The 21,729-nt window shown below is 68.7% G+C and carries 20 protein-coding genes; 3 read left to right on the forward strand and 17 right to left on the reverse strand.

What is annotated here, in order from left to right; all coding sequences use genetic code 11:
• Positions 1 to 69: 69 nt before the first annotated feature.
• Complete coding sequence (locus tag ACE3OK_RS01430) at positions 70 to 780, reverse strand: TorF family putative porin (RefSeq protein WP_374247729.1); 711 nt, start codon at positions 778 to 780, stop codon at positions 70 to 72.
• A 164-nt stretch (positions 781 to 944) separates the two neighbouring features.
• On the opposite strand from ACE3OK_RS01430, the gene kbl reads away from it, so the two are divergent.
• The gene (gene kbl / locus ACE3OK_RS01435; RefSeq protein WP_374247730.1) at positions 945 to 2,159 is read left to right on the forward strand and encodes a glycine C-acetyltransferase; all 1,215 of its coding nucleotides are present in this window, start codon (positions 945 to 947) and stop codon (positions 2,157 to 2,159) included.
• Here kbl and ACE3OK_RS01440 read toward each other — a convergent pair.
• The 10 genes from ACE3OK_RS01440 to ACE3OK_RS01485 all read right to left on the reverse strand — a co-directional run bounded on the left by ACE3OK_RS01440 (position 2,146) and on the right by ACE3OK_RS01485 (position 14,160).
• Positions 2,146 to 2,478 carry a hypothetical protein gene (locus ACE3OK_RS01440; RefSeq protein ID WP_374247731.1) on the reverse strand — a complete coding sequence of 111 codons (333 nt, stop codon included), beginning with the start codon at positions 2,476 to 2,478 and terminating at the stop codon, positions 2,146 to 2,148. The two genes, kbl and ACE3OK_RS01440, sit on opposite strands and share 14 nt — an antisense overlap.
• A gap of 1 nt (position 2,479) precedes the next feature.
• Positions 2,480 to 3,292 (reverse strand): pseudouridine synthase, encoded by an 813-nt coding sequence (locus ACE3OK_RS01445; protein WP_374247898.1) that lies wholly within the window; start codon positions 3,290 to 3,292, stop codon positions 2,480 to 2,482.
• Positions 3,211 to 3,681, reverse strand: a complete 471-nt coding sequence (locus ACE3OK_RS01450; RefSeq protein WP_374247732.1) for a hypothetical protein — start codon at positions 3,679 to 3,681, stop codon at positions 3,211 to 3,213. The genes ACE3OK_RS01445 and ACE3OK_RS01450 overlap by 82 nt, the downstream gene beginning before the upstream one ends.
• Before the next feature lie 197 nt (positions 3,682 to 3,878).
• Positions 3,879 to 4,883 carry a class I fructose-bisphosphate aldolase gene (locus tag ACE3OK_RS01455; protein ID WP_374247733.1) on the reverse strand — a complete coding sequence of 335 codons (1,005 nt, stop codon included), beginning with the start codon at positions 4,881 to 4,883 and terminating at the stop codon, positions 3,879 to 3,881.
• Positions 4,884 to 5,004: 121 nt separating this feature from the next.
• Positions 5,005 to 6,483, reverse strand: coding sequence for a pyruvate kinase (pyk, locus tag ACE3OK_RS01460; RefSeq protein ID WP_374247734.1), 1,479 nt, complete (start codon positions 6,481 to 6,483; stop codon positions 5,005 to 5,007).
• Between the two features lie 83 nt (positions 6,484 to 6,566).
• Positions 6,567 to 7,742: a phosphoglycerate kinase gene (locus ACE3OK_RS01465; RefSeq protein ID WP_374247735.1), complete on the reverse strand. Its 1,176-nt coding sequence runs from the start codon at positions 7,740 to 7,742 to the stop codon at positions 6,567 to 6,569.
• Positions 7,743 to 7,831: 89 nt separating this feature from the next.
• Positions 7,832 to 9,193: a DUF3999 domain-containing protein gene (locus ACE3OK_RS01470; protein ID WP_374247736.1), complete on the reverse strand. Its 1,362-nt coding sequence runs from the start codon at positions 9,191 to 9,193 to the stop codon at positions 7,832 to 7,834.
• Positions 9,190 to 11,886, reverse strand: a complete 2,697-nt coding sequence (locus ACE3OK_RS01475) for a DUF2339 domain-containing protein (RefSeq protein ID WP_374247737.1) — start codon at positions 11,884 to 11,886, stop codon at positions 9,190 to 9,192. The genes ACE3OK_RS01470 and ACE3OK_RS01475 overlap by 4 nt, the downstream gene beginning before the upstream one ends.
• Positions 11,887 to 11,976: 90 nt before the next feature.
• On the reverse strand, positions 11,977 to 13,656 hold the full coding sequence (locus ACE3OK_RS01480; RefSeq protein WP_374247739.1) for a diguanylate cyclase: 1,680 nt from the start codon (positions 13,654 to 13,656) through the stop codon (positions 11,977 to 11,979).
• A gap of 42 nt (positions 13,657 to 13,698) precedes the next feature.
• Positions 13,699 to 14,160 carry a group III truncated hemoglobin gene (locus tag ACE3OK_RS01485; RefSeq protein WP_374247740.1) on the reverse strand — a complete coding sequence of 154 codons (462 nt, stop codon included), beginning with the start codon at positions 14,158 to 14,160 and terminating at the stop codon, positions 13,699 to 13,701.
• A gap of 145 nt (positions 14,161 to 14,305) precedes the next feature.
• Between ACE3OK_RS01485 and fdxA the strand changes: the two genes are divergently transcribed.
• Positions 14,306 to 14,644 carry a ferredoxin FdxA gene (fdxA, locus tag ACE3OK_RS01490; protein WP_374247741.1) on the forward strand — a complete coding sequence of 113 codons (339 nt, stop codon included), beginning with the start codon at positions 14,306 to 14,308 and terminating at the stop codon, positions 14,642 to 14,644.
• Between the two features lie 53 nt (positions 14,645 to 14,697).
• On the opposite strand, the gene gap is transcribed toward fdxA, so the two are convergent.
• Complete coding sequence (gene gap, locus ACE3OK_RS01495; protein ID WP_374247742.1) at positions 14,698 to 15,699, reverse strand: type I glyceraldehyde-3-phosphate dehydrogenase; 1,002 nt, start codon at positions 15,697 to 15,699, stop codon at positions 14,698 to 14,700.
• Between the two features lie 84 nt (positions 15,700 to 15,783).
• Between gap and ACE3OK_RS01500 the strand changes: the two genes are divergently transcribed.
• Positions 15,784 to 16,638, forward strand: coding sequence for a S1/P1 nuclease (locus ACE3OK_RS01500; RefSeq protein ID WP_374247743.1), 855 nt, complete (start codon positions 15,784 to 15,786; stop codon positions 16,636 to 16,638).
• Positions 16,639 to 16,703: 65 nt separating this feature from the next.
• Here the strand turns inward: ACE3OK_RS01500 and ACE3OK_RS01505 are convergent, their stop codons facing one another.
• The 5 genes from ACE3OK_RS01505 to ACE3OK_RS01525 form a co-directional block, all read right to left on the reverse strand.
• Positions 16,704 to 18,032 carry a TonB family protein gene (locus ACE3OK_RS01505; RefSeq protein WP_374247744.1) on the reverse strand — a complete coding sequence of 443 codons (1,329 nt, stop codon included), beginning with the start codon at positions 18,030 to 18,032 and terminating at the stop codon, positions 16,704 to 16,706.
• A complete protein-coding gene (locus tag ACE3OK_RS01510; protein ID WP_374247745.1) occupies positions 18,019 to 18,390 on the reverse strand; it encodes a BlaI/MecI/CopY family transcriptional regulator in 372 nt (123 codons plus the stop codon). The genes ACE3OK_RS01505 and ACE3OK_RS01510 overlap by 14 nt, the downstream gene beginning before the upstream one ends.
• Positions 18,391 to 18,659: 269 nt before the next feature.
• Positions 18,660 to 19,106, reverse strand: coding sequence for a copper chaperone PCu(A)C (locus tag ACE3OK_RS01515; RefSeq protein ID WP_374247746.1), 447 nt, complete (start codon positions 19,104 to 19,106; stop codon positions 18,660 to 18,662).
• A gap of 80 nt (positions 19,107 to 19,186) precedes the next feature.
• On the reverse strand, positions 19,187 to 21,268 hold the full coding sequence (locus tag ACE3OK_RS01520; protein ID WP_374247747.1) for a TonB-dependent copper receptor: 2,082 nt from the start codon (positions 21,266 to 21,268) through the stop codon (positions 19,187 to 19,189).
• A 57-nt stretch (positions 21,269 to 21,325) separates the two neighbouring features.
• Positions 21,326 to 21,706, reverse strand: coding sequence for a DUF2946 family protein (locus ACE3OK_RS01525; protein ID WP_374247748.1), 381 nt, complete (start codon positions 21,704 to 21,706; stop codon positions 21,326 to 21,328).
• Between the last annotated feature and the right edge of the window lie 23 nt (positions 21,707 to 21,729).

The following is a 21,729-nucleotide window of genomic DNA, read 5'->3' on the forward strand; positions in this document are numbered from 1 at the left end:
CCGCAGCCCCTGGTGGGCACGAAAAAGGCGCCGGACGGCGCCTTTTTCGCATGCACGGCCGGGCCTGGCTCAGTGCGACCCGAACGACACGGTCAACAGCAGGCGGTTGTCGGCCAGGTTGCCGAAACTGCGCCGGCCGGCACCGTCGGTGCCGTAATAGCCCAGCGCCACGTCGGCGATGCCGATGGTCTTGCTGACGCTCACGTTCCAGTCGGTGTAGTCCTCCGCACCCACCGCCAGGTTGTCGTTGAAGGCGGTGCGGCCGATGTTGGCGGACAGGCTGAAGTCCTTCGGCAAAGGCCATTCCGCACCCGCCCCGTAATACATCGCGGTGGTGCCGGTGTTCCAGATGTCGTTGCTGTAGCCCAGCACCAGCTTCCAGCGCTCGTCGATGGTGGCGGTCGTCACCAGCTCGTTGTAGGCCAGGTCGCTGCCACCGGGGTAGTTGTAGTGGCTCAACAGCACATCCAGCGCCACCTTGTCACCGAGGCTGTGGCCGTAGCCGACGAACAGGTCGGCCTCGGTGTGCGGGCTGCCGGGGCCGAAATCGACGCCGGACAGGAACGTGCCCGCGTAAAACCCCGCCGGTGCCGTCCAGGTCAACGTGGCCTGCGCGGTGGGTTTTTCATTGGTCTGGGAAACGCCGCGGAACAGGTAGTCCGATACCAGGCTCGCGTTCCAGCTCAGCGACGACCCCGGCTCGTCTTCCGCGCTGGCAGGAAAGGACGCCGCAAGCAGCACCAGCACGCCTGCGGCCCAGATACCCGTTTTTTTGCCCATGTCGATTCCCTTGGTGAAATGTGAGTGCGCCGTAATGCATGCCCAGAGTGCTGTACCGCCTGCCCGCAGGGCAAGAGCAGGGGGCCATGCCGCCCCCCCCTGGGACTACTCCCCTATCGGGCCGCAGTCTAAAATCTTGAGTCTCCCCTGCCTCCAGGCCCGCCATGACCGCCACCGCGCCGACTTCCCCCCTGACCCAACGCTATGTCGAGGAGCTGGCCGCCATCCGTGCGCAGGGCCTGTTCAAATCCGAGCGCATCATCACCAGCCCGCAATCGGCCGAAATCACCCTGGCCGATGGCCGCAGCGTGCTGAACTTCTGCGCCAACAACTACCTGGGCCTGGCCGACCACCCGGACATCATCGCCGCCGCCAAGGACGCGCTGGACAGCCACGGTTTCGGCATGGCCTCGGTGCGTTTCATCTGCGGCACGCAGGACCTGCACAAGCAGCTGGAGCAGACCATCTCGGCGTTCTTCGGCAAGCAGGACACCATCCTGTACGCCGCCTGCTTCGATGCCAACGGCGGCCTGTTCGAGCCACTGCTGGACGAGACCGACGCGATCATTTCCGATGCCCTCAACCACGCCTCCATCATCGACGGCGTGCGCCTGTGCAAGGCCAAGCGCTACCGCTACGCCAACTGCGACATGGCCGATCTTGAAACCCAGCTCAAGCAAGCCAGGGCCGACGGCGCGCGCACCATCCTGATCACCACCGACGGCGTGTTCTCGATGGACGGCTTCATCGCCCCGCTGGATGACATCACCGCACTGGCGGCGAAGTACGGGGCGCTGGTACACATCGACGAATGCCACGCCACCGGCTTCCTGGGCGACAGCGGCCGCGGCAGCGCCGAAGTCAAAGGCGTGCTGGACAAGATCGACATCATCACCGGCACCCTCGGCAAGGCGATGGGCGGCGCGCTGGGCGGCTTCACCACCGGCCGCAGCGAAGTGATCGAAATGCTGCGCCAGCGCTCGCGGCCCTACCTGTTCTCCAACTCGCTGCCGCCGCACGTGGCCGCCGCCGGCACCAAGGCGTTCGAAATGCTGTCCTCGGCCGGCGAGCTGCGCGCGCGGCTGCGCGAAAACACCGCGTATTTCCGCGAACGCATGACTGCTGCCGGCTTCGACATCAAGCCCGGCGTGCATCCAATCTGCCCGGTGATGCTGTACGACGCGCCGCTGGCGCAGCGCTTCGCCGAACGCCTGCTGGAAGAAGGCATCTACGCCATCGGTTTCTTCTTCCCGGTGGTGGCCAAGGGCCAGGCGCGCATCCGCACCCAGATGAGCGCGGCGCATACCCGCCAGCACCTCGACCGCGCCATCGATGCCTTCATCCGCATCGGTCGCGAGCTGGGCGTCATCGGCGCCTGAATCGGGATTTGCGCGTGACCGGGTGGTCGCGCTGCACCGTCCGGCGTGCCTTTTCAGTCGTGGCCGCAGGCTGTACCTGCCCGCGTGCCACCCGGATGCCATTGGCCCGCATCCAGGCATCGAACTGGTCTGCGGTCATGGTCTGGCCATCGCGCTGCATCAGGAACCGATAACTGCCGCGCGCATCCCGGCCTGTGGCCGGCTGCACCGGCAGGGACACGGCCGGTGCCGATGCGGCCACTCGTGTTCCGGAGGATGCGCAGCCGGCCAGCACGGCCAGGCATCCCAGCAATGTTGCAACCCGGATCAAGCTCGGCATTTCAGTCCACCTCCTGCATGGCTTGCTGCAACAACCCGATTTCCGCATCCGTCAACGTGCGCCATTGCCCTTTCGGCAGATCGCCCAGAGCCAGCGGGCCGATCGCCACCCGCACCAGCCGCAGCACGCCGATGCCAAACGCTGCCAGCAAACGGCGGATCTGGCGGTTGCGCCCCTCGTCCAGCACGATTTCCAGCCACGCATGCTTGGCCCCCTGCCGCAACAGGGTGGCCGACACCACGCGCAACCACTCGTCCTCGACCTGCACGCCCGCCCGCAGCGCCGCCAACCGTTCTGCATCGGGCAGGCAGTCCACCTGCACGTGGTAGGTCTTGCCGGGCCCGGTGGCGGGATCGGTGATGCGCGCGGCCCACGCCGGGTCATTGCTGAACAGCAACAGGCCCTCGCTGGCCTTGTCCAGCCGGCCCACCGGCGCGATCCATCCCAATCCCGCGCCGTCGAAGCAGCGGTACACGGTGTCGCGCCCGTGCTCGTCATGGGCGGTGGTGACCAGCCCGCGCGGCTTGTTGAGCATCAGGTAGCGCGCGTCGACTGCGGCGACAGGCATATCGTCGATGGTGATGCGCGCCGCATGCAGGTCGGCGGGGCATTCCGGGTCACGCACGATGCGTCCGTCCAGGCGCACGCGCCCGGCGCGTATCCACGCCTCCGCCTCGCGACGCGAGCACAGGCCCCGCTTGGAAAGAATGCGCGCCAGCCCGTGGCGCGCGCTCACTTGTCCGGTTGCGCCGGGGCCGCCGGATCCTTGCGACCAACCACGCGCACGCCGCGCGCCTTCATCCACGCATCGAATTCGTCGGCGGTCATGCGCTTGCCGTTCTGGGTCATGTTGAAGCGCCAGGGCGTGTTGTCGTATGCCGTCTGCGGCTTGTAGGCCGCCGGATCGACGGCACCGGCCGCCAGCGCTGCCGGCCTGGCCACGGCGCGACAACCGTCGATGCGGATGCGCGCCAGCACGTTGTCCACCGACAGGGCCTCGTCGAAGGATTGCACCAGCACTCCGCTGGCACCCCCAAGCTGGGTGGTGGATGGCGTGAACTCGATCGCCACCGTCGACACCACCGACATGCGGACCGGCGTGGCCGCAAGCACGCCGGACTGGCAGGCATCGCCCCCCGCCCGTGCCAACAGCGGCATCGCCAACATCAACATGGCCCCGGCAACACGGCTTGCGGACAACATGACACCCCTCCCGACGAATGCGCACAGTGTAGGTGCGCCCGCCGGCAACGGCAATCGACGCCGGCATGACGCCGGGGGCCGCCGCCCGGCTTGTTGCGCAACCGCGACCGCTGCCTTCGCCGGAAACGACAACGCCGGCACGCAGCCGGCGTTGCTGTTCGCACCGTTGCCCGAAGGCAACGGCCCGGGCGCGTTCCTCAGCCCTGCCACTGCCCCAGCGCCGCCAGGCCGTTGGCCTTGGCACGCTCGAACACGGTCTGCTGGGCCTTGGCGTAGTTGCCGGTCATGTCGGCAGCCCACAGCTTCAGTGCGGCCTGCTGCATGGCGCGGCCATAGCTGAAGCTCAGCGGCCACGGGTTCGGGCCCATCTGGTTCATGGCGTTCAGGTGCGCGGTGGCGTCCTGGTCGCTCTGCCCACCCGACAGGAACACGATGCCCGGCAGGATCGCCGGCACCGCCGACTTCAGGCACATCAGGGTGGACTCGGCCACTTCCTCGACGCTGGCCTGCTCCTCGCAATTCTTGCCCGACACCACCATCGATGCCTTGAGGATGGTGCCTTCCAGCATCACGCTGTTGTTGTACAGCGCATCGAACAGCGAGCGCAGCACCACTTCGGTCACTTCGAAGCAGGTGCCGATGTCGTGGTCGCCGTCCATCAACACTTCCGGCTCGACCATCGGCACCAGGCCCTGCTCCTGGCACAGCGCCGCATAGCGCGCCAGCGCATGGCTGTTGGCCTCGATGCAGGTGCCGGACGGGATGTCCTCGCCGATGTTGATTACCGCGCGCCACTTGGCGAAGCGCGCACCGAGCTTGTAGTACTCCTTCAGGCGGTCGCGCAGGCCGTCCAGCCCTTCGGTGACCACCTCGCCGGGGAAGCCGGCCAGCGCCACCGGGCCCTTGTCCACCTTGATGCCGGGGATCATGCCGTGGTCCAGCATGTACTGGGCGAACGGCACGCCGTCACGGGTGGACTGGCGCAGGGTTTCGTCGAACAGGATCGCGCCCGACAGGTACTGGTTGGCATTCGGTGCGGTGAGCAGCAACTCGCGATAGGCGCGGCGGTTCTCCTCGGTGCACTCGATGCCCACGCCATCGAAGCGCTTCTTGCAGGTGGCGGAGGATTCGTCGATGGCGATGATGCCCTTGCCCGGGGCAACCATGGCGCGGGCGGTTTCGGCGAGTTGTTCGATGCTCATGGCGTGCGGCTCGGCTGGCGGAGGGAATCCGCGCATTATAGCCGGCCCGCCGACCGCCTTCCCGGCCGCAACCGCCGGCGAACGCAGGCCGGACGGGGGATCCGATGATGCGCGCGCGACGCTACAACTCTCCCAGCCCGGTCGCGTGCCCGTCGGTGCCGATTTCCAGCAGGCGCAGGGTGTTGGTGGCGCCCTTGGTTTCCATGTGCTCGCCGCTGGTGAACACCACGCGGTCGCCGGGAGCCAGCAGGCCGGCCTCCACCAGCAGGCGAATGCTGCCGCGTGCAGCCTGGCGCGGGGTCTGGCCGCGGCTGTCGTAGTCCATCGGGAACACGTCGCGCATCAGTGCCATGCGGCGGCGCGCGTTGGCATGGTGGGAGAAGGCGTAGATCGGCACCGCACTGCGGAACCGCGACAGGTAGCGGGCGGTGCCGCCGGATTCGGTCATCGCCACCACCGCGCGCACGCCGACGTGCTCGCACAGGAACATGGTGGCCATGGCGATGGCCTGGTCGGCACGCGCCAGGCCGCGCCGCGCCTGCTCGAAGTCGGTGTCGGCTTCGAATTGCTTTTCCGCGCCCATGCAGATGCGCGCCATCGCTTCCACCGCGCGCACCGGCCAATTGCCGGCGGCGGATTCCTGCGACAGCATCACCGCGTCGGTGCCGTCGATGACCGCGTTGGCCACGTCCAGCACCTCGGCGCGGGTGGGGACGGGGCTGTCCACCATCGATTGCAGCATCTGGGTGGCGGTGATGACGACCTTCTCGCGCGCCACCGACTCGCGGATGATCTTCTTTTGCAGGCCGGGCAATGCGGCGTCGCCGATTTCCACGCCCAGGTCCCCGCGCGCCACCATCACCACGTCGCTGGCATCGACGATTTCGGCGAGGTTCTCGATCGCCTCGGCACGCTCGATCTTCGCCACCAGTCCCGCCTTGCAGCCGTGCGCACGCGCCACCCGACGCGCCTCGTGCATGTCCTCGGCATTGCGGCAGAACGACACCGCGATGAAGTCCACGTCCATGCCGGCGGCAATGACGATCAGCTCGCGGTCCTTCTCGGTGATCGCACCCAGCGACAACCCGCCGCCCTGCTTGTTGAGGCCCTTGCGGTTGGACAGCACGCAGTCGTTGAGTACGGTGGTGACGATGCGCTCGCCTTCGATCGCGGTGACCTGCAATTGCACGATGCCGTCATCCAGCAGCAGCACATCGCCGGGCACCACGTCGCCGGGCAATTCCAGGTAACTCACGCCCACCTGGGTGGCATCGCCGGGCGGTGCATCGAGGCGGGCCACCAGGTCGAAACGCTGGCCGGCCTTGAGTTGCACCTTGCCTTCGGCAAAGGTTTCCACGCGGATCTTCGGCCCCGGCAAGTCGGCGAGGATGCCGACTTCACGGCCGATCTTCGCGGCCATCGCCCGCACCGCCTCGCCGCGCGCAATTTGTGCCGACGGATCGCCGTGCGAGAAATTCAGCCGCACCACATCCACCCCGGCACGCAGGATCGCCTCCAGCACCTCCGGCGGGTCGGTGGCCGGGCCCAGGGTGGCGACGATGCGGGTATGGCGACGTTGTTCGGAGAGGGCGGCAGTCATGAACGGCGTGATGACATCGTTGTCAGCGAGGAAGCCGCAACGCTACCACAGCCGTGTGCCGCGCACCCCCCTCCTGCAAACGTTTAAATCCCGCGTGCATCCAATGCCGCCACCGCCGGCAGGATCTTGCCTTCGAGGAACTCGAGGAACGCGCCACCGCCGGTGGAGATGTAGGACACCTGGTCGGCGATGCCGAACTTGTCGACCGCCGCCAGGGTGTCGCCGCCGCCGGCGATCGAGAACGCCTTCGACGCCGCGATCGCGCGCGCCACCGCCTCGGTGCCGGCGGCGAAGGCGTCGAACTCGAACACGCCAACGGGGCCGTTCCAGACCACGGTGCCGGCCTTGGCGATGATCTCGGCGTAGCGCGCGGCGGTGGCCGGGCCGATGTCGAGGATCATGTCGTCCGCGCCCACCGCGTCCACCGCCTTCACGGTGGCCGGCGCGTCGGCGGCGAACGCCGGGGCCACCACCACGTCGAGCGGCAGCGGGATGTCCGCGCCGCGTGCATGCGCGTCGGCCATGATCGCCTTCGCGGTATCGAGCAGGTCCAGCTCCACCAGCGACTTGCCGACGCCGTGGCCCAACGCGGCGATGAAGGTATTCGCAATCCCGCCGCCGACGATCAGCTGGTCGACCTTGCCGACCAGGCTGCCCAGCAGCTCGAGCTTGGTGGACACCTTGCTGCCGGCAACGATCGCCAGCAGCGGGCGGGCCGGGTTGGCCAGCGCCTTGTCCAGCGCATCGAGTTCCGCCATCAGCAGCGGGCCGCCGCAGGCGACCGGGGCGAAGCGGATGACGCCGTGGGTGGATGCCTGCGCGCGGTGCGCGGTGCCGAATGCATCCATCACGAACACGTCGCACAGCGCGGCGTACTGCTTCGACAGCGCCTCGTCGTCGGCCTTCTCGCCGACGTTCATGCGGCAGTTTTCCAGCAGCACCACCTGGCCAGGGGCCACGTCCACGCCCGCCAGGTAGTCCTTCACCAGCGGCACCTGAAAGCCCAGCAATTCGGACAACCGCGCGGCCACCGGGGCCAGCGAATCGGCCTCGCTCCACGCGCCTTCCTTCGGGCGGCCAAGGTGCGAGGTCACCAGCACCGCCGCGCCTTGCTCCAGCGCCCGCTTGAGGGTGGGAATCGAGGCGACGATGCGCAGGTCCGACGTCACCCGGCCATCGGCCACCGGCACGTTGAGGTCCTGGCGAATCAACACTCGCTTGCCGGCGAGATCGAGGTCGGTCATGCGCTGGATGGTCATGGTCGTGGGTCGGCTCAGGGGGAAGCGGCTATTGTCGCCGTGCGCCGGCAGGCTTTCAAACCACCGGCACCGACAGCGCGCCGGCTCCCTCAGTCCGGCGCTTGCGGCTGCCGCAACAGGCTGGCCGCAAAGCCCGCCACCAGCAGCGCGCCCGCGCCCAGCAGTGCCCACAGCAGCCACGTCTTCCAGTCGCGCGGCGGCGGCGGCGGTGTCAATGCGGCCTCCCCGGCCAGCGTCGCCGGTGCGCCCAGATAGGCGGGGGCGGGCTGCCAGTCCTGCCCACGCTGCGCGCGCAGTGCATCCACCAGCGCCGGCAACGGCACCGGTGTGCGGCGGGCGGCACCACTGCCGGCCACCACGGCATACGGTGGGGTGCCCTGCGCCAGGAACACCAGCACTTCCGGCCGGTAGCCCAGACGCAGTTGCGGCAGTTGCGCCGGCAGCGCACCCGCGCTGCGCAAACGCCAATAGTGGTCGCGCACCGGGGCACCGGCCAGCGGTTGTTCCGGCGAGGCACCGGGATGCTGCCCACCCACGCGCCATGCCACCCACGGCCCGGCCCGGTATTGCCACGGGGCGTCGGGCTGGTCGCGGCTTTCCAGCGTCCACTCGCCCACCGCGTTGTCACCGCCGGCCAGATCCGCCACCGTCACGGGGTAGCGGCCAGTGTTCCGGAATTCGATGACGTCCTTGCCCTGCGCACGGCCCTGGGTACCGGCCAGCGTCACCCATGCACGCGGCGGTTGCGCCACCGTCGATGCCAACCGCACGCGCACCCCGTGCACCGGCAGGGCCGGCGTGCCCGCCACCGGGATGAAGCGCAGGTAACGCCAGCTGCCGGCCAGCGGCACTTCGTTGCGCAGCAGTTGCCGCCCGTCATGCTGCAACTCCACCAGCGCCGCGCGCGCATGGAGCAACTGCCATGCCTGCAAGTCGTCGCTGGCATCGACACGATAGGCCGCCTCGCGCGCGACGCCGGGCGTCCATTCGACGGCCAGTGCGGCGACCGGCTCGCGGATGCTGCTGAGGTCGACCAGGAAGCCGCTGCCACCGTCGGCATTCGCTGGCGAAGATGAAGAGGGTGACGACTGCGCGTCCAGGTGCAGGATGCGGCCGTTGGCGTCGAACTGCGCGAACAGCCGCACCCCCGTTGCATCCCCTGCACCCGGGGCGGGCAGCGGGAACCACGGCACCGCCACCTGCGCAGCCGGGCGTGCCAGCGGCTGTTCGGGGCCGAACAGCGCCGCCGCCACCGGCTTGCCGTGCGCATCCACCACGTCGATGTCGCGCAGATCGGGCCACACGGCGGTGGCATACACCTGCGGCGACAGCGCCACCCGGTAGGCCCCCTCGTCACTGGCCGCCAACACCAGCGGCCAGCGCTTGGCATACGGCAGGCTGGCGGCCCCCGCCAATGCGGGCAGCAACAACATCCATCCCCACTTCTTCATGCCGGCACCTCCGCCGCAACGGCGTCCGCCTGGCGCGGCGGCGCCGGTGCCAGGTACCCCACCACGGTGCACATCAGGCCATAGGCGATGAAGGAGCCGATCCCCAGCAGGTTGCCGAGATGCTGACGATCCACCAGCACCAACTTCACCAGCACCACGCCCATCAGCACCGCACCGGCCAGCCACAACATGCGCTGTCCACGCCGCGACCCCATCACCCAGCCCAGCACGCCCAACACACTCCAGGTCACGCTGAGACTGGTCTGCGCCAGGCTGCCGGACAGCAGGCCATCGCCCCAGGGCTCGCCCCCCCAGTGGTGCACGGCGTGCAACACCACGGACGTGACCCACAGGAACGCCAGCCCCGCCAACAACGCGATGCGCGCCGGCGCCAGCGAGCCACCCGGCGGGCGCTGCCAGCGCAACAACAGGACCAGCACGGCCAGTTGCATCAACTCCAGCGGGTTGCACACCGGCAGCCACGGCAGCGGCGCGGCATCCCCCGGGTGCCACAGCGATACCAGCCACCACAGGCCGGACACCACGAACAGCAGCGTCAGCAACGGCCCGCGCCATGCGTCGAAGCGTGCCCCCAGCGGCAGCGACAGCCAGCGCCAATGGTGCAAGGCCACGGCAATGACGGCTGCCCACGGCAATACGGTGGCGGCCATCTGCCACCCGCCCTGCAAACCCGCCACATCGTCCGCCAGCCAATGCAGCAGCAGGCTTCCCAGCAACGGCAGGATCAGCCACCACGCAAACTGCGCCGCCAGCGCCGAACGCTGCCCGCCGTCGCGCAGGCAGGCCAGCGCACGCAGCCCCAGCAGCAGATACACCAGCCACGCCAGCCCGCCCATCCCCGCGAACGGTTGCCGGTGCACCTCGGTCTGCCAGAACATCAACGGTACCGCCGACACCAGCGCGGCCAGGCAGGTCCACCCCAATGCGGCTGCCGGCCTGCGCCGCTGCACTTCCGCCGCCAGCCAGCCACTCACCGCGGCGAACGCCAGCAAGGCATCCGGCAGGTGGCGCAGGGCAAGAAACTCACCCAGCTCGTGCACGCCATTGCCTACCCACCACGCCAGGCCCCAGGCGTAGTACACGATCGCCACATCCGCGCGGCGCGCGGACTGGTAGACCCAGGCGCTGGCGAAACCGGCCAATGCGATCAGCAACGCCCCCATGAACCCGGCATTGGCGAACATCCGCTGCGCACCGTCGCTGCCGGCCCACGCACCGGCATGGTCAAGGCCGATCAGCAACGCCATGGCCGCCACCATTTGCAGCCCGGCACCGCTGAATTGCGGCACGCGGCGCTGTTGGCGCACCCCCAGCCACGCCAGCCCCGCCCCTTCCAGCGCGAAGATGCTGGCGGTGGCCTGCGCCGACAACGCCAGCGGCACCGCCAGCGTGGCGAACCCCACCGCCAGCAAGGCATACGCCTGCAGCAACGCCGCAAACCCGCCACGCCGCCGCAACCACCACACCAGGGCCGCATACAGCACGCCCAGCCCCAAGGCGCACCCCGCCAGCGCCATGCGCGCACCTTCCAGCAGGCCGGCCTCCAGCGAGAACGCCACCAGCGGCATGCCGAACACCAGGCAGCCCTCGATGAAATCGCGACGTCCGGGCAACCGCTGACGGGCAAACAGGATCGGGATCAGCAGGTAGAGGACGAAGAACAGGCACAGGAACGGCTGCGTGCTGGCGAATTTCTCCGGTGCGTAATCCAGTGCGCCCCACGCCACGCCGATGCCGAAGGTGAACACGAACCCCAGCAGGTTGAGCAGGCGCCAGGCGCGGAACCACGCAATGGCGGCGATGGCGACGTTCAACACCGCGTAATACGAGAACAACGCCACGTGGTTGCCGCTGCCGGTGGACAGCCAGATGGGCGCCAGGAACCCGGCCAACAGCGCGAATACCGCCAGCGCCATCGCCCGTTGCAGCACCGCCAGCATGCCCGCGCCCGCCACCAGCACGATGCTGAGCGCGAACGCGGCGCCGGCCGGCACCAATGCGAACAACTTGAAGGCGGCGAACACCACCAGCAGCAGCACGCCGATGGCACCGCCCTGCAGGCTGAGCGCGAAGGTGCGGTTGCTGTCGCGCTTGCGCCAGGCGAACGCCAGTGCCGCCAACGCCGCCGCCGCCACGCCGGCCAGCTTCAATTCCGGCGGCAGCACCATCCAGCCTTGGTCGGCGGCGTATTTCAGCAGCGCCGCCACCCCCGCGAACAACACCAGCATGCCCACCTTCACCGGCACGTTGCCCACCGTGAACCAGCGCTTCACCGCACGCACCGCCACGTCGAGCATGTCCGGGCGGGCCGGGGCACGTGGCGGTGGCGTCGGCATGCGCGGTGGCGGCGCAGTGGCGCGGGCGGCGGCCGGCAGGTCCACGGCGGCGGCCACGGGGGGGGGCGGCACCGCATCGGGAACAGGTGCAGGGGCGGGGTTTGCCGGCACAGGTGCGGGCCACGGTGCCGCCACCGTCGCGTCCGTCTCCCCGCGTGGTGCCTGCGTCGCCTGGGGGGCGCGCGGCGACGCGGCAGCCGCCTGCCGCAAGGTGTCCATTGCCGCTTCCAGCCGGGCCACGCGCCGCTTCACCTCGGCCAGCGACACCAATGCCACGATCAACAGCACCGGCACCGCCAGCAGTGCCAACGCCAGCATCACGATCAAACCTTCCATGCCATTCCCTTGTTCGGTTGTACCCACGCAGCCTGCGGCCAGCCGGGGTTGGCGGGCCGCGGATTGTCCCCCATCGCCGCCGGATGCGGCTCAATCGCTGGAACGGTTCCTCCCTCCGGCCTTGGCCCGGTACAGGGCCGCATCCGCGCGCTTGAGCAGGTCTTCCAGGCAGGCATCGCCGGGCTGCTGCGTGGCCACGCCCACGCTGACCGTCAATCGCCCTTCCTCGGCATCGGCATGGGCGATGTCGGCATCGCGCACGCGCTGGCAGACGCGCTGCCCCACCCGCATCGCCTGCTCGGCACTGCTGTCGGGCAGGAACACGGTGAACTCCTCGCCCCCGGGCCGCGCCAGCACGTCATCCGGATGCAGCAGCGCGCTGCGCACGGCACCGGCGAACCGCCGCAGGGCGCCATCGCCTTCGGCATGGCCGTAGCGGTCGTTGTAGCGCTTGAAATGGTCGATATCCAATGCCAGCACCGACAGCGGCCGTGCGGTGGCGGATGCCTCCCGCCACAAGCGTTCTCCGGTTTCCACGAATCCGCGATAGTTCAGGCACCCGGTCAGCGCATCGGTACGGCTGAGCCGGTCCAGCTCGCCCACCGCCTGTCGCAGCGACGCCGTACGCTCGGCGATCACCTCCTCGCGCTGCTGCAACAGCCGCTGCACTTCGTCGAAGGCGGCGTTCATGCGGGCGGCAAGTTCGCCCATGCCCGTCGACAGCGGCCACAATTCCTCCGGCATGCCGGAAAGACTGACCGGTTCCAGCCGCCCGCCCAGGGCATACCCCCGCAAGCTGGCCAGCAAGCCGCCGATGCTGACGCGCAGGAGTTTGCGTTGCCGCAGGATCGCCCACACCACCCCGGCCAGGGTCACGGCCAGCATCCCCACCAACAACACCAGGCGCGGCAGCATCGGGGCCAGCAGCAGTTGCCGGGGTGCCACCAGCACCAGCGTCCAGCCATTGCGCATCGACACCGCATTCACGTAGGCCATGCCGCCATTGCGCAGCACGTCATCCAGCAACACCGTCCGCCCGGGGTATTCGGCCCCGCGCGCCATCCGTCGCAAGGCATCGCCGCGCGGCCCGGCGTCTTCCAGCACGCGCCAGCGCAGGCCCTGCCCCGCATAGACGACATGGTTGCCGCGATCCAGCAGCAGGAACTCCAGATTGCGCCGGGCCAGGCTTTCCGCGCTCACCCGGGCGATGGTGTCCACCGGGATCTCGGCTTGCAGCACGCCCTCGAAACGCCGCCCGCGCAGCATGGGTGCCGCCACCGCCACCACCGTCTCGCTGCCATAGACCGGTCGCCGGAACACATCGGACACGTTGGCGCGGTACTGGTCGCGCGCGACCTTGAACCAGTCTTCCCCCGCCATTGCGTGCACGTTGGTCGGCAAGGTGCGCCCGCGCGTGTCGCGCACCGCCAGCACCTGCCCCCGCGCGTCCACCAGTACCGCGCGCAGCATGGTGGGATAGACATACAGCAAGCGCGCCAGTTCGTTGTCGCGCGTGCTCGCATCGCCCTCGATGCGGTCCGCCAGCAGGCGCACGCCGGCCATCTGCGCGTCCAGGAAATCATCGATGAGGCTGGCATTCTGGCGCGCGTTGGCGTCAAGGCGCAGCAGCAATGCCTCGCGGTCGCTCTTCCACTGCCCCCACAACAGGGCTGCCCCCAGCAGCACGGTGGGCAGCAGCGCGGCCAGCACCAGGCCTTGCGCCAACCGGCGGCGCAGGCTCCACGTGGCGATGTCGGCAGCCGCTGTCATGCCAGCCTTCTACCATGACACCACCCGGCATGCACCGGTGCGTCAGGGTTGCGGGCCGCGCGGCAGGCGCTCGCGCGGTGCCCGCGGCGCGGCATCGGCCAGCACATCCAGCGCCACCGCGTCATGCCGCGGCTCCGGCAGGCCCAGTCCGTAGCGCAGGCTGCGGCCGATGCGCTGTGCGTATTCGTGCACCAGTTCGGCCTGCGCCGGGGCCAACACCGCATCGGCCGTCTGCCGCCACAGCGCCAGCCATTGCACGAAGTGGGCCGTGGTGATGCCTCGGTTGAAGTGCGCCGCCATCGGGTTGCCGCGGTAGCTGCCGGCACGCAGGATCACCGAACTCCAGAACGACGTCAGCAGCCGTTTGTGCGCCGGCCAGTCGTGAACGAAGGCGTTGAACACGGGGCCCAGGTCCGGATGCACCTGGATGGCATCGTAAAAGCGATCCACCAGCCGTTCGATCTGGGGGGCGTCGGGGACGGCGGTGGCTTCGGCGGCAGGCATGGGCATCGGCAGGTGGCGGTGGTGGGCGGCGTGTGCCGGCCATTATCCCCCCAGCCGCATCAAGCCATCCTCCACGCACCCTTGACCTGCATCAGCGCATCCCCGTCGACGGCGGCCCACAATCAAAGTCCCGCCTGCACGCGCCATGACCCACGTCGTCACCGAAAACTGCATCAACTGCAAGCACACCGACTGCGTCGAGGTGTGCCCGGTGGATTGCTTCCACGAAGGCCCCAACTTCCTGGTCATCGACCCGGAAAGCTGCATCGACTGCACCCTGTGCGTGGCCGAATGCCCGGTGGGTGCGATCTTCCCCGAGGACGACGTGCCCGCCGGGCAGGAGCACTTCCTCGCCATCAACGCCGAGCTGGCCCCGCAATGGCCGGTGCTCACGGCCAAGAAACCGGCACTGCCGGATGCCGGCGCATGGGACGGCGTGCCGGACAAGCTCAAGCTGCTGATCCGCAGCGCCACCGGCGGGTAGAAAGCAAAAACCCCGCACGCGGCGGGGTTTTGCAGGACAGGCGTGATGCCGGCTTACTTCGCCATCACCTTGACCATTTCCAGGCACTTGTTGCTGTAGCCCCATTCGTTGTCGTACCAGCTCACCAGCTTGACGAAGGTGTCGTCCATCGCGATGCCGGCCTCGGCGTCGAAGATGCTGGTGCGGGCATCGCCGCGGAAGTCGGTGGCGACCACCTTGTCCTCGGTGTAGCCGAGGATGCCCTTCAGCGGGCCTTCGCTCTGCGCCTTCATTTCCGCGCAGATCTCGGCGTAGGTGGCGGGCTTCTCCAGCTCCACTGTCAGGTCGACCACGGACACGTCGCTGGTGGGCACGCGGAAGCTCATGCCGGTGAGCTTCTTGTTGAGTTCCGGGATCACCACGCCAACCGCCTTGGCCGCGCCGGTGCTGGAGGGAATGATGTTCTCGAGGATGCCGCGGCCGCCGCGCCAGTCCTTGTTGGACGGGCCATCGACGGTCTTCTGGGTGGCGGTGGCGGCGTGCACGGTGGTCATCAGGCCACGCTTGATGCCCCACTTGTCGTGCAGCACCTTGGCCACCGGGGCCAGGCAGTTGGTGGTGCAGGAGGCATTGGAGATGATCGCCTCGCCGGCGTACTTGGCATGGTTGACGCCGTACACGAACATCGGGGTGGCGTCCTTCGACGGCGCCGACATCAGCACCTTCCTGGCACCGGCATCGAGGTGCTTCTGCGCCGCATCGGCCGACAGGAACAGGCCGGTGGACTCGATCACCACGTCGGCACCCACCGCGTCCCACTTCAGATTGGCCGGGTCGCGCTCGGCGGTCAGGCGGATGGTCTTGCCATTCACCACCAGATTGCCGTTCTCGACCTTCACGTCGCCGTCGAAGCGGCCGTGCACGGAGTCGTAGCGCAGCATGTAGGCCAGGTAATCCGGCTCCAGCAGGTCGTTGATGCCGACGATCTCGATATCGCCGCCGAAATTCTGCACGGCCGCGCGGAACACGCAGCGCCCGATGCGGCCGAAGCCGTTGATGCCGACCTTGATTGCCATTGCGGGAAGACTCCTGGGAAATTCGCGCCGAACCTGACGCGGGGGCTTATCATTTTAGCCCCTATCCAGTGCGCCGGCAGTGCCATGTCCAGAATCACCCGTTTCCTGCTCATTGCCGGCCTGTGCTGCCTGTTGCCCGCCACCACGTGGGCATGGGCGCGGTTGGGCCACGCATTGGTAGGCGAAATCGCCCAGCGCCACCTGACCCCCGCGACCCGGGCCGAAGTCGCCACCCTGCTGGCGGGCGAGCCCACCCCCACCCTGGCCGGGGTGGCCTCGTGGGCCGACGATCTGCGCGACACCGACCCGGCACGTTTCCGCGCCACCTCGCGCTGGCATTTCGTCAACGCCCGCGACAACAGCTGCCACCTGGTGCTGGCGCGCGACTGTCCCGACGGCAATTGCGTGGTCGGCACCCTGCAACGGCAACTGGCCATCCTGGGCGACCGCAATCAGCCGCTGGACGCCCGCCGCGAGGCCCTGAAATTCGTCGTGCACCTGGTGGGCGATGAACACCAGCCGCTGCACAACAACAACCGTCCGGATGCCGGCGGCAACCGTTACCAGATCAGCCTGCGCACTCCGATCCAACCGGAAGCCTATGCGCAGAAGAATTACGCCAACGGCATCATGGGCACCAACCTGCATTCGGTCTGGGACTACTACATCCTCGCCAGCCGGCGGATGCCGCTGGCCGGTTACGCCACCTTGCTGGACAAGCAGCCGCCGGCGAACCTGCCTCCGCTGGCCGACGGCGCACTGCAAGCCTGGTCGGAAGAATCCTGCGAGCTGATCGACGCCCACGCGCTGTACCCGGCCAACGACCAGCACAGCATGGGCCACGACTATCTCGACAAGATGCGCCCGTTGGCGGAAAGCCAGGTGGAGCTGGCCGGGTTGCGGCTGGCCCAGCTGCTGAACCAGACGCTGGGGAAGTAGGCCCGCCTGCTGCATGAATGCAAACGCCGGCGCAATGCCGGCGTTTGCATCTTTGCATCATCGCATCAACCCGCAGCTTGGTCGGCTGGTGCATCCAGCCTGAATTCCACGGGCACCCGCACCTGGCTTGCCACGCCTCTACCAGCTTCCATTGCAGGCTGGAATCGCCACTTGACTGCCGCATCCATGGCCGCTTGATCCAACTCCGCGTGCCCCGATGATTTGTCGACACGTACACCAACAACAGCGCCATCTGCCTTGAGATCAACCACCAGAACGACAACTCCAGTGGAGCCCTCCTTCAATGCTTGTTCGGGGTAGATCGGTGGTGCTGCCATCCTCGACTGCGCTTCCACCGTGCCCGGTTGAAGGGTTGTAACCCGCGTTGCCGATGTTGCCGCCTGCGGTGGCGGTGGCGGCGGCGGCGGAAGCGGAGCCAGTGCAGCGGGCGGCGGCGGTGGCAGCAGCATGGCGGGCGGAGACGGCAATACCGGCACCACCTGCGGTTGCGCCGCCCACGCGGCGAAGGCCATTCCGCAGCCCAGCAGGGCCACCAGTGCGGCACCGCTGTTGCGGCGTGCCGCTGACACGTTCACCTGACGAAGCATCACGATTCTCTCCTTGAGTGGATGACCGAAGCCGAAGTGACAGCCCAGTGGCACGGTTTGCAGTGCCAGTTGGGCATTGAGCAGGGCGTCGCCGTAGTGACGGCGCTGCTGCGGGTGGGCGGCGAGCACGGCGGCATCGCAGGCCAGTTCCTGGTCATGGCGCATCCGCGCCAGGGCGTAATGCAGCAGCGGGTTGCACCAGCACAGGCAGCGCAGCAGCGCGGCGGCGGCATTCGCCCAGTGGTCGCCACGCGCGATGTGGCGTTGTTCGTGGGCCAGTACCAGCGCCTGCTGGGCGGCATCGAAACGGGTTGCGAAGTCCACCGGCAGCACGACCTGCGGGCGCAGCAGGCCCAACGTGGCCGGCAGCCCGGCTTGTGCTGACTGCGCCACCCAGGCATCCCCCTGCGGCAGCAAACGGCCAAGCCCGCGCCGGAAGGCGACCTGCGCGCGCCACAGCCAGAGTGCACACGCCACCGTCCCCAGCATCCAGATGGCCAGCGCGGCGTCCTGCCAAGTGAGGCCCGCCACGGCAGGTGCGGCGGGCAAGGCCAGCGTGGCCGGCAGCGCCAGCACCCGTGCCACCGGCACCGCCTCGGTCACCACGGGGGTGGCCGGCAGCAAGGCCGCTGCCATCGCCGCCGGCACCAGCCACCACAGCGCATACGCCACCTGCGCACCGAACACCTTGCGCAGCGGCCGCCGCAACGCCAGCACCGGCACGATGGCGGCACCGCCGGCCAGGGTGACCCCGATCAATCCTTGCAGCAGTTCATGGCTTGCCATCGTCGATCTCCTCCAGCAGCTTGCGCAATTCGGCCACGTCCTTCCCGCTCAACTTCCGATGCGCGGAAAAATGCGCCACCAGCGGCGCGATGCGGCCATCGAACAGGCGATCCAGCAACCCGCGGCTTTCTTCCAGTACCCAGTCTTCGCGCTTGATCTGCGGCGCATACAAGTAGCGCCGGCCCTCCTTCTCGGCGCGGATCGCGCCCTTGTTGAGCAGGCGATTGAGCAAGGTCTTGATGGTGGCCTCCTGCCAGTCCTGGCGGCCGGCCAGCGCCTGCACCACCTCGTCCGCACCCAGCGGGCTGCGTGCCCAGAGCACGTCCATCACCACCGATTCGGCTTCGCTGATCTGCATTGTTTACATCCGTAATTTTTCTTCAGATTACAGATGTAAATGCCGCTGTCAAGGCCTGCCGTGCACGCCCCCCGACCAACGGCAGAAGGCTTGCCACCCGCAACGGCAGGGTGGCGTTGACGGCGAGCCCCTTCCCCCGTGACGAGGGAAGGGCTTTGCCGCCAGGGCCGCGCAATGACTTGCTTTGGTCCCTCTGCTTTGACGGGGGAGGGCCGGGGTGAGGGTGCACGTGGTGCAGGGAGACAAGAACCTCCCCATGCCTGCCGACCTCAGCCGCCGCCCGCGCCCATCGCCCGCACGACGAACGTGGCCGGCAACCGCCCGCCATGCTCGAACACCAGCGTCGCCTTGAACGTCTCACCCGTCACCAGCGCACGCCCCGGCCCGATCAGCATCAGGTGATAGCCACCGGGTTTGAGTTCGAGCCGGCCATGCGCCGGCAGCGGCAGGCCGTCGGTGATCCGGCGCATCCGCATCACGCCACCATCGTTGCGCATCTCGTGGATCTCGATGCGCTTGGCGATCGTGCTTTCGACGCCCAGCAAGCGATCCGGTGCGTCACCATCGTTGGTCACCGTCAGGTAGCCACCCGCCACCGGTGCCACGGCTGGCGTGGCGCGTGCCCACGCGTCCACCACATGCAGCGCACGCTGGCCGGCGATTGCGTTCATCGTCAGCAGGCCCAGCGCCACGCTTGCCATCCTCCATTGCTTCATTGCTTGCACCTCGCGTTCAGGCGCCACGCGGTGCCGCCGGTGGCATTTCAAGTTCACCACGAACGGCACCGGGATGTGGCCTACAGGGTGAAATTGAGCTTCAGCCAGAGATTGCGCCCCGGCTCGTTGATCCGTACCGGCATTGCCGGATAGCCGAAATCGGCGCTGCCGGCCAGGTTGAGGTGCTCGGCATAGGCGCGGTCGAACAGGTTGTCCATGCCGGCCGCAAGCTGCAGGCGCTCGCTGAGGCGATAGCCGGCATTGAGGGCAAGCGTGGCGAACCCCGCGCTGGGCCCGAGGTCGCGCCCCACCACGTTGCCCTGCCCGACGGCCACCCGGTCCTGGCGGGCGACGACGCGCAGCAGCGCGCCCGCGCTCCAGTGCCCGTTGTCCCAACCGGCGGTCAGGCGTCCCTCCAGCGGCGTCATCTGCGGCAACGGCGTGCCCGCCGTGGTGTTGGCACCCCACGCCCATGCAAGGCTGCCACCCACCGACCAGTCGGCGGCCAGCCGCAGGTCGACGCCGGCCTCCGCGCCATGGATGCGCGCATCCACGTTGGACGCCATGCTGGTCGCACCCATCATCCCGCCGGTCGGGTAGCGGAACAGGATGAAGTCGTCGATGCGGCCGGCGTAGGCCGAGACCCAGGCATCCATGCGCTTGCCGCGGTACTGCCCGCCGATGTCGAGCTGGGTGGTCTTCTCCGGCCGCACGCCGGCGAATGCATTCACCGTGCCCATCGGCCCCATGTTGGGCGAGATGAGTTCCCAGTAATCGGGCATGCGCGCGGTGTGGCCGACGCCGGCATACCAGCCGAATCCGCTGCCGGCGATGTCGTGCTCGAAGCGCACGAAGCCGGCAGGCAGGGTCTCGCTGCGGGTCAAGCCCAAGGTCGGGTTGGGCATCGCCATGCCGCCCATGCCCATCGCGCTGCGGGTGGCGCGCTGGTCGGTGGCGCGGGCACGGTCGCTGCGCAGGCCCGCCACCCACCGGCGGCCGGCGTCGAGCGTCCAGGTGCCTTCGGCGAACACGCCGGTGTTGCGCAGGGTCGCATCCGGCGACCAGGCCACCGTCTTGTAGGCATCGCGTCCCATCGCGTTGCGGGTGCGGTGGCGGCTGCGCTGGGCATCGATGCCCGTGGTCAGCACCACATCGCCCCAGCCCCACTCCGCCGCGATCCGACCACCGTCGGTGGTGCGATCGACGTTCGACGCCATCGGCATCGGCATCGGCCCCATCGGGTTCGGGTCGCGCAGGGTGTAGTTGTCCATCACGTGGTCGGCGTCGTTGCGGTACAGGCTGGCCTGCACCTTGCGCAGCGCGCCGTGGAAGGCCTTTTCGAAGCGCAGGCCCAGGCTTTCGCGCTTGAACTGCGCGCCGTCCATGCCCCGTCCGGCATAGCGCGCCTGGCCGTCGCCGATGCCGGCGGACACCTCCACCAGCGTGTCCGCATCCGGCGTCCAGCCCAGCGCAAGATCGGTGTTCCACTTCTTCCACGCCGTCGGCACGCGATCGCCGTGGCCGTCGCGGTAGTCGCCCGATTCGGATCGGTTGGCGGTCAGCCGCGCATAGCCCGTCGCGTTGCCGGCGGTGGCGTCCAGCAGCTGGTCGTTGCGGACGAAGCTGCCGCCCAGCAGGCTGCCCTGCACCCGCAGGCCGGGGGCATCGAACCGCGGCGTCTCGCGCTGGAAGCGCACCGTGCCGGCGGAGGCGCCCGGCCCCCACAGCACGGTCTGCGGGCCCTTCACCACGACCAGCGTGTCGTAGGTTTCCGGCGCCACGTAGGACAGCGGGTTGTCCATCCGCGCCGGACAGGCGCCGGGCATGCTGCCGTCGTTGGAAAGCAGGTTGAGGCGCGAGCCGAACATGCCGCGCAGCACCGGATCACCGTTGGTACCGCCGTTGCGCAGCGCGGTGAAGCCGGGAATGGTCTTGAGATAGTCGGCACCGTCGCTGGCCGGCACCGGCTGGCGCGGGAGCTTGGTGTCGGTGACGAAGGTCAGCGGCTGGGTGGGCGTGCCGATCACCACGACGCGATCGAGCGTCCTGGCATCGGACATGCCGTCGGTGGCAGCGGCGACAAAGGGAAACAGGGCGAGCGACAGCGCGCAGGCAAGCGCGCGGCGCGACGGCGCGGCCGTCGCGGAACGAAGGGGATGCATGTGGACTCCAAAGCACAAGTGGGGAAGGCGGACATCCGCCGGTGGAACGCTTGTGGTTCAGAGCAGGATCGGTGGCCCTCGCGCGCCCAGCCCCCGCAACCGTGGCGGCGCATGCGGGGCAGGCGATGTCGACGCCGGCAGCAGGCGCCGCCGCAGCGGCGGCAGGAACAACGCCAGCACCAGCAACACCGGTGCCAGCGCGGACAGCAAAGGACAGTAGCCGCAAACCCCATCCGGCATGTCGCCCATGGGTGCGCGCGACGGCGCCGGAACGCCGCCATCGCCACGCAGCAAGCCCGGCTTGGCCCATGCCAGGCCCTCGCCGGTACACATCGCCAGCACCGTCTGCGGCAACCGCGAGGCGCTGCTTTCCACCCACCGGCTGACCGTTGGCATCAGCGCCACCAGCAGGATGGCCAGCAGTGCAAGCCGGGCCATCCAACACCTGCATCGACGGGAGT

The sequence above is a fragment of the Thermomonas sp. genome (assembly GCF_041905325.1).
In the GTDB taxonomy this organism is placed as follows: Bacteria; Pseudomonadota; Gammaproteobacteria; order Xanthomonadales; family Xanthomonadaceae; genus Thermomonas.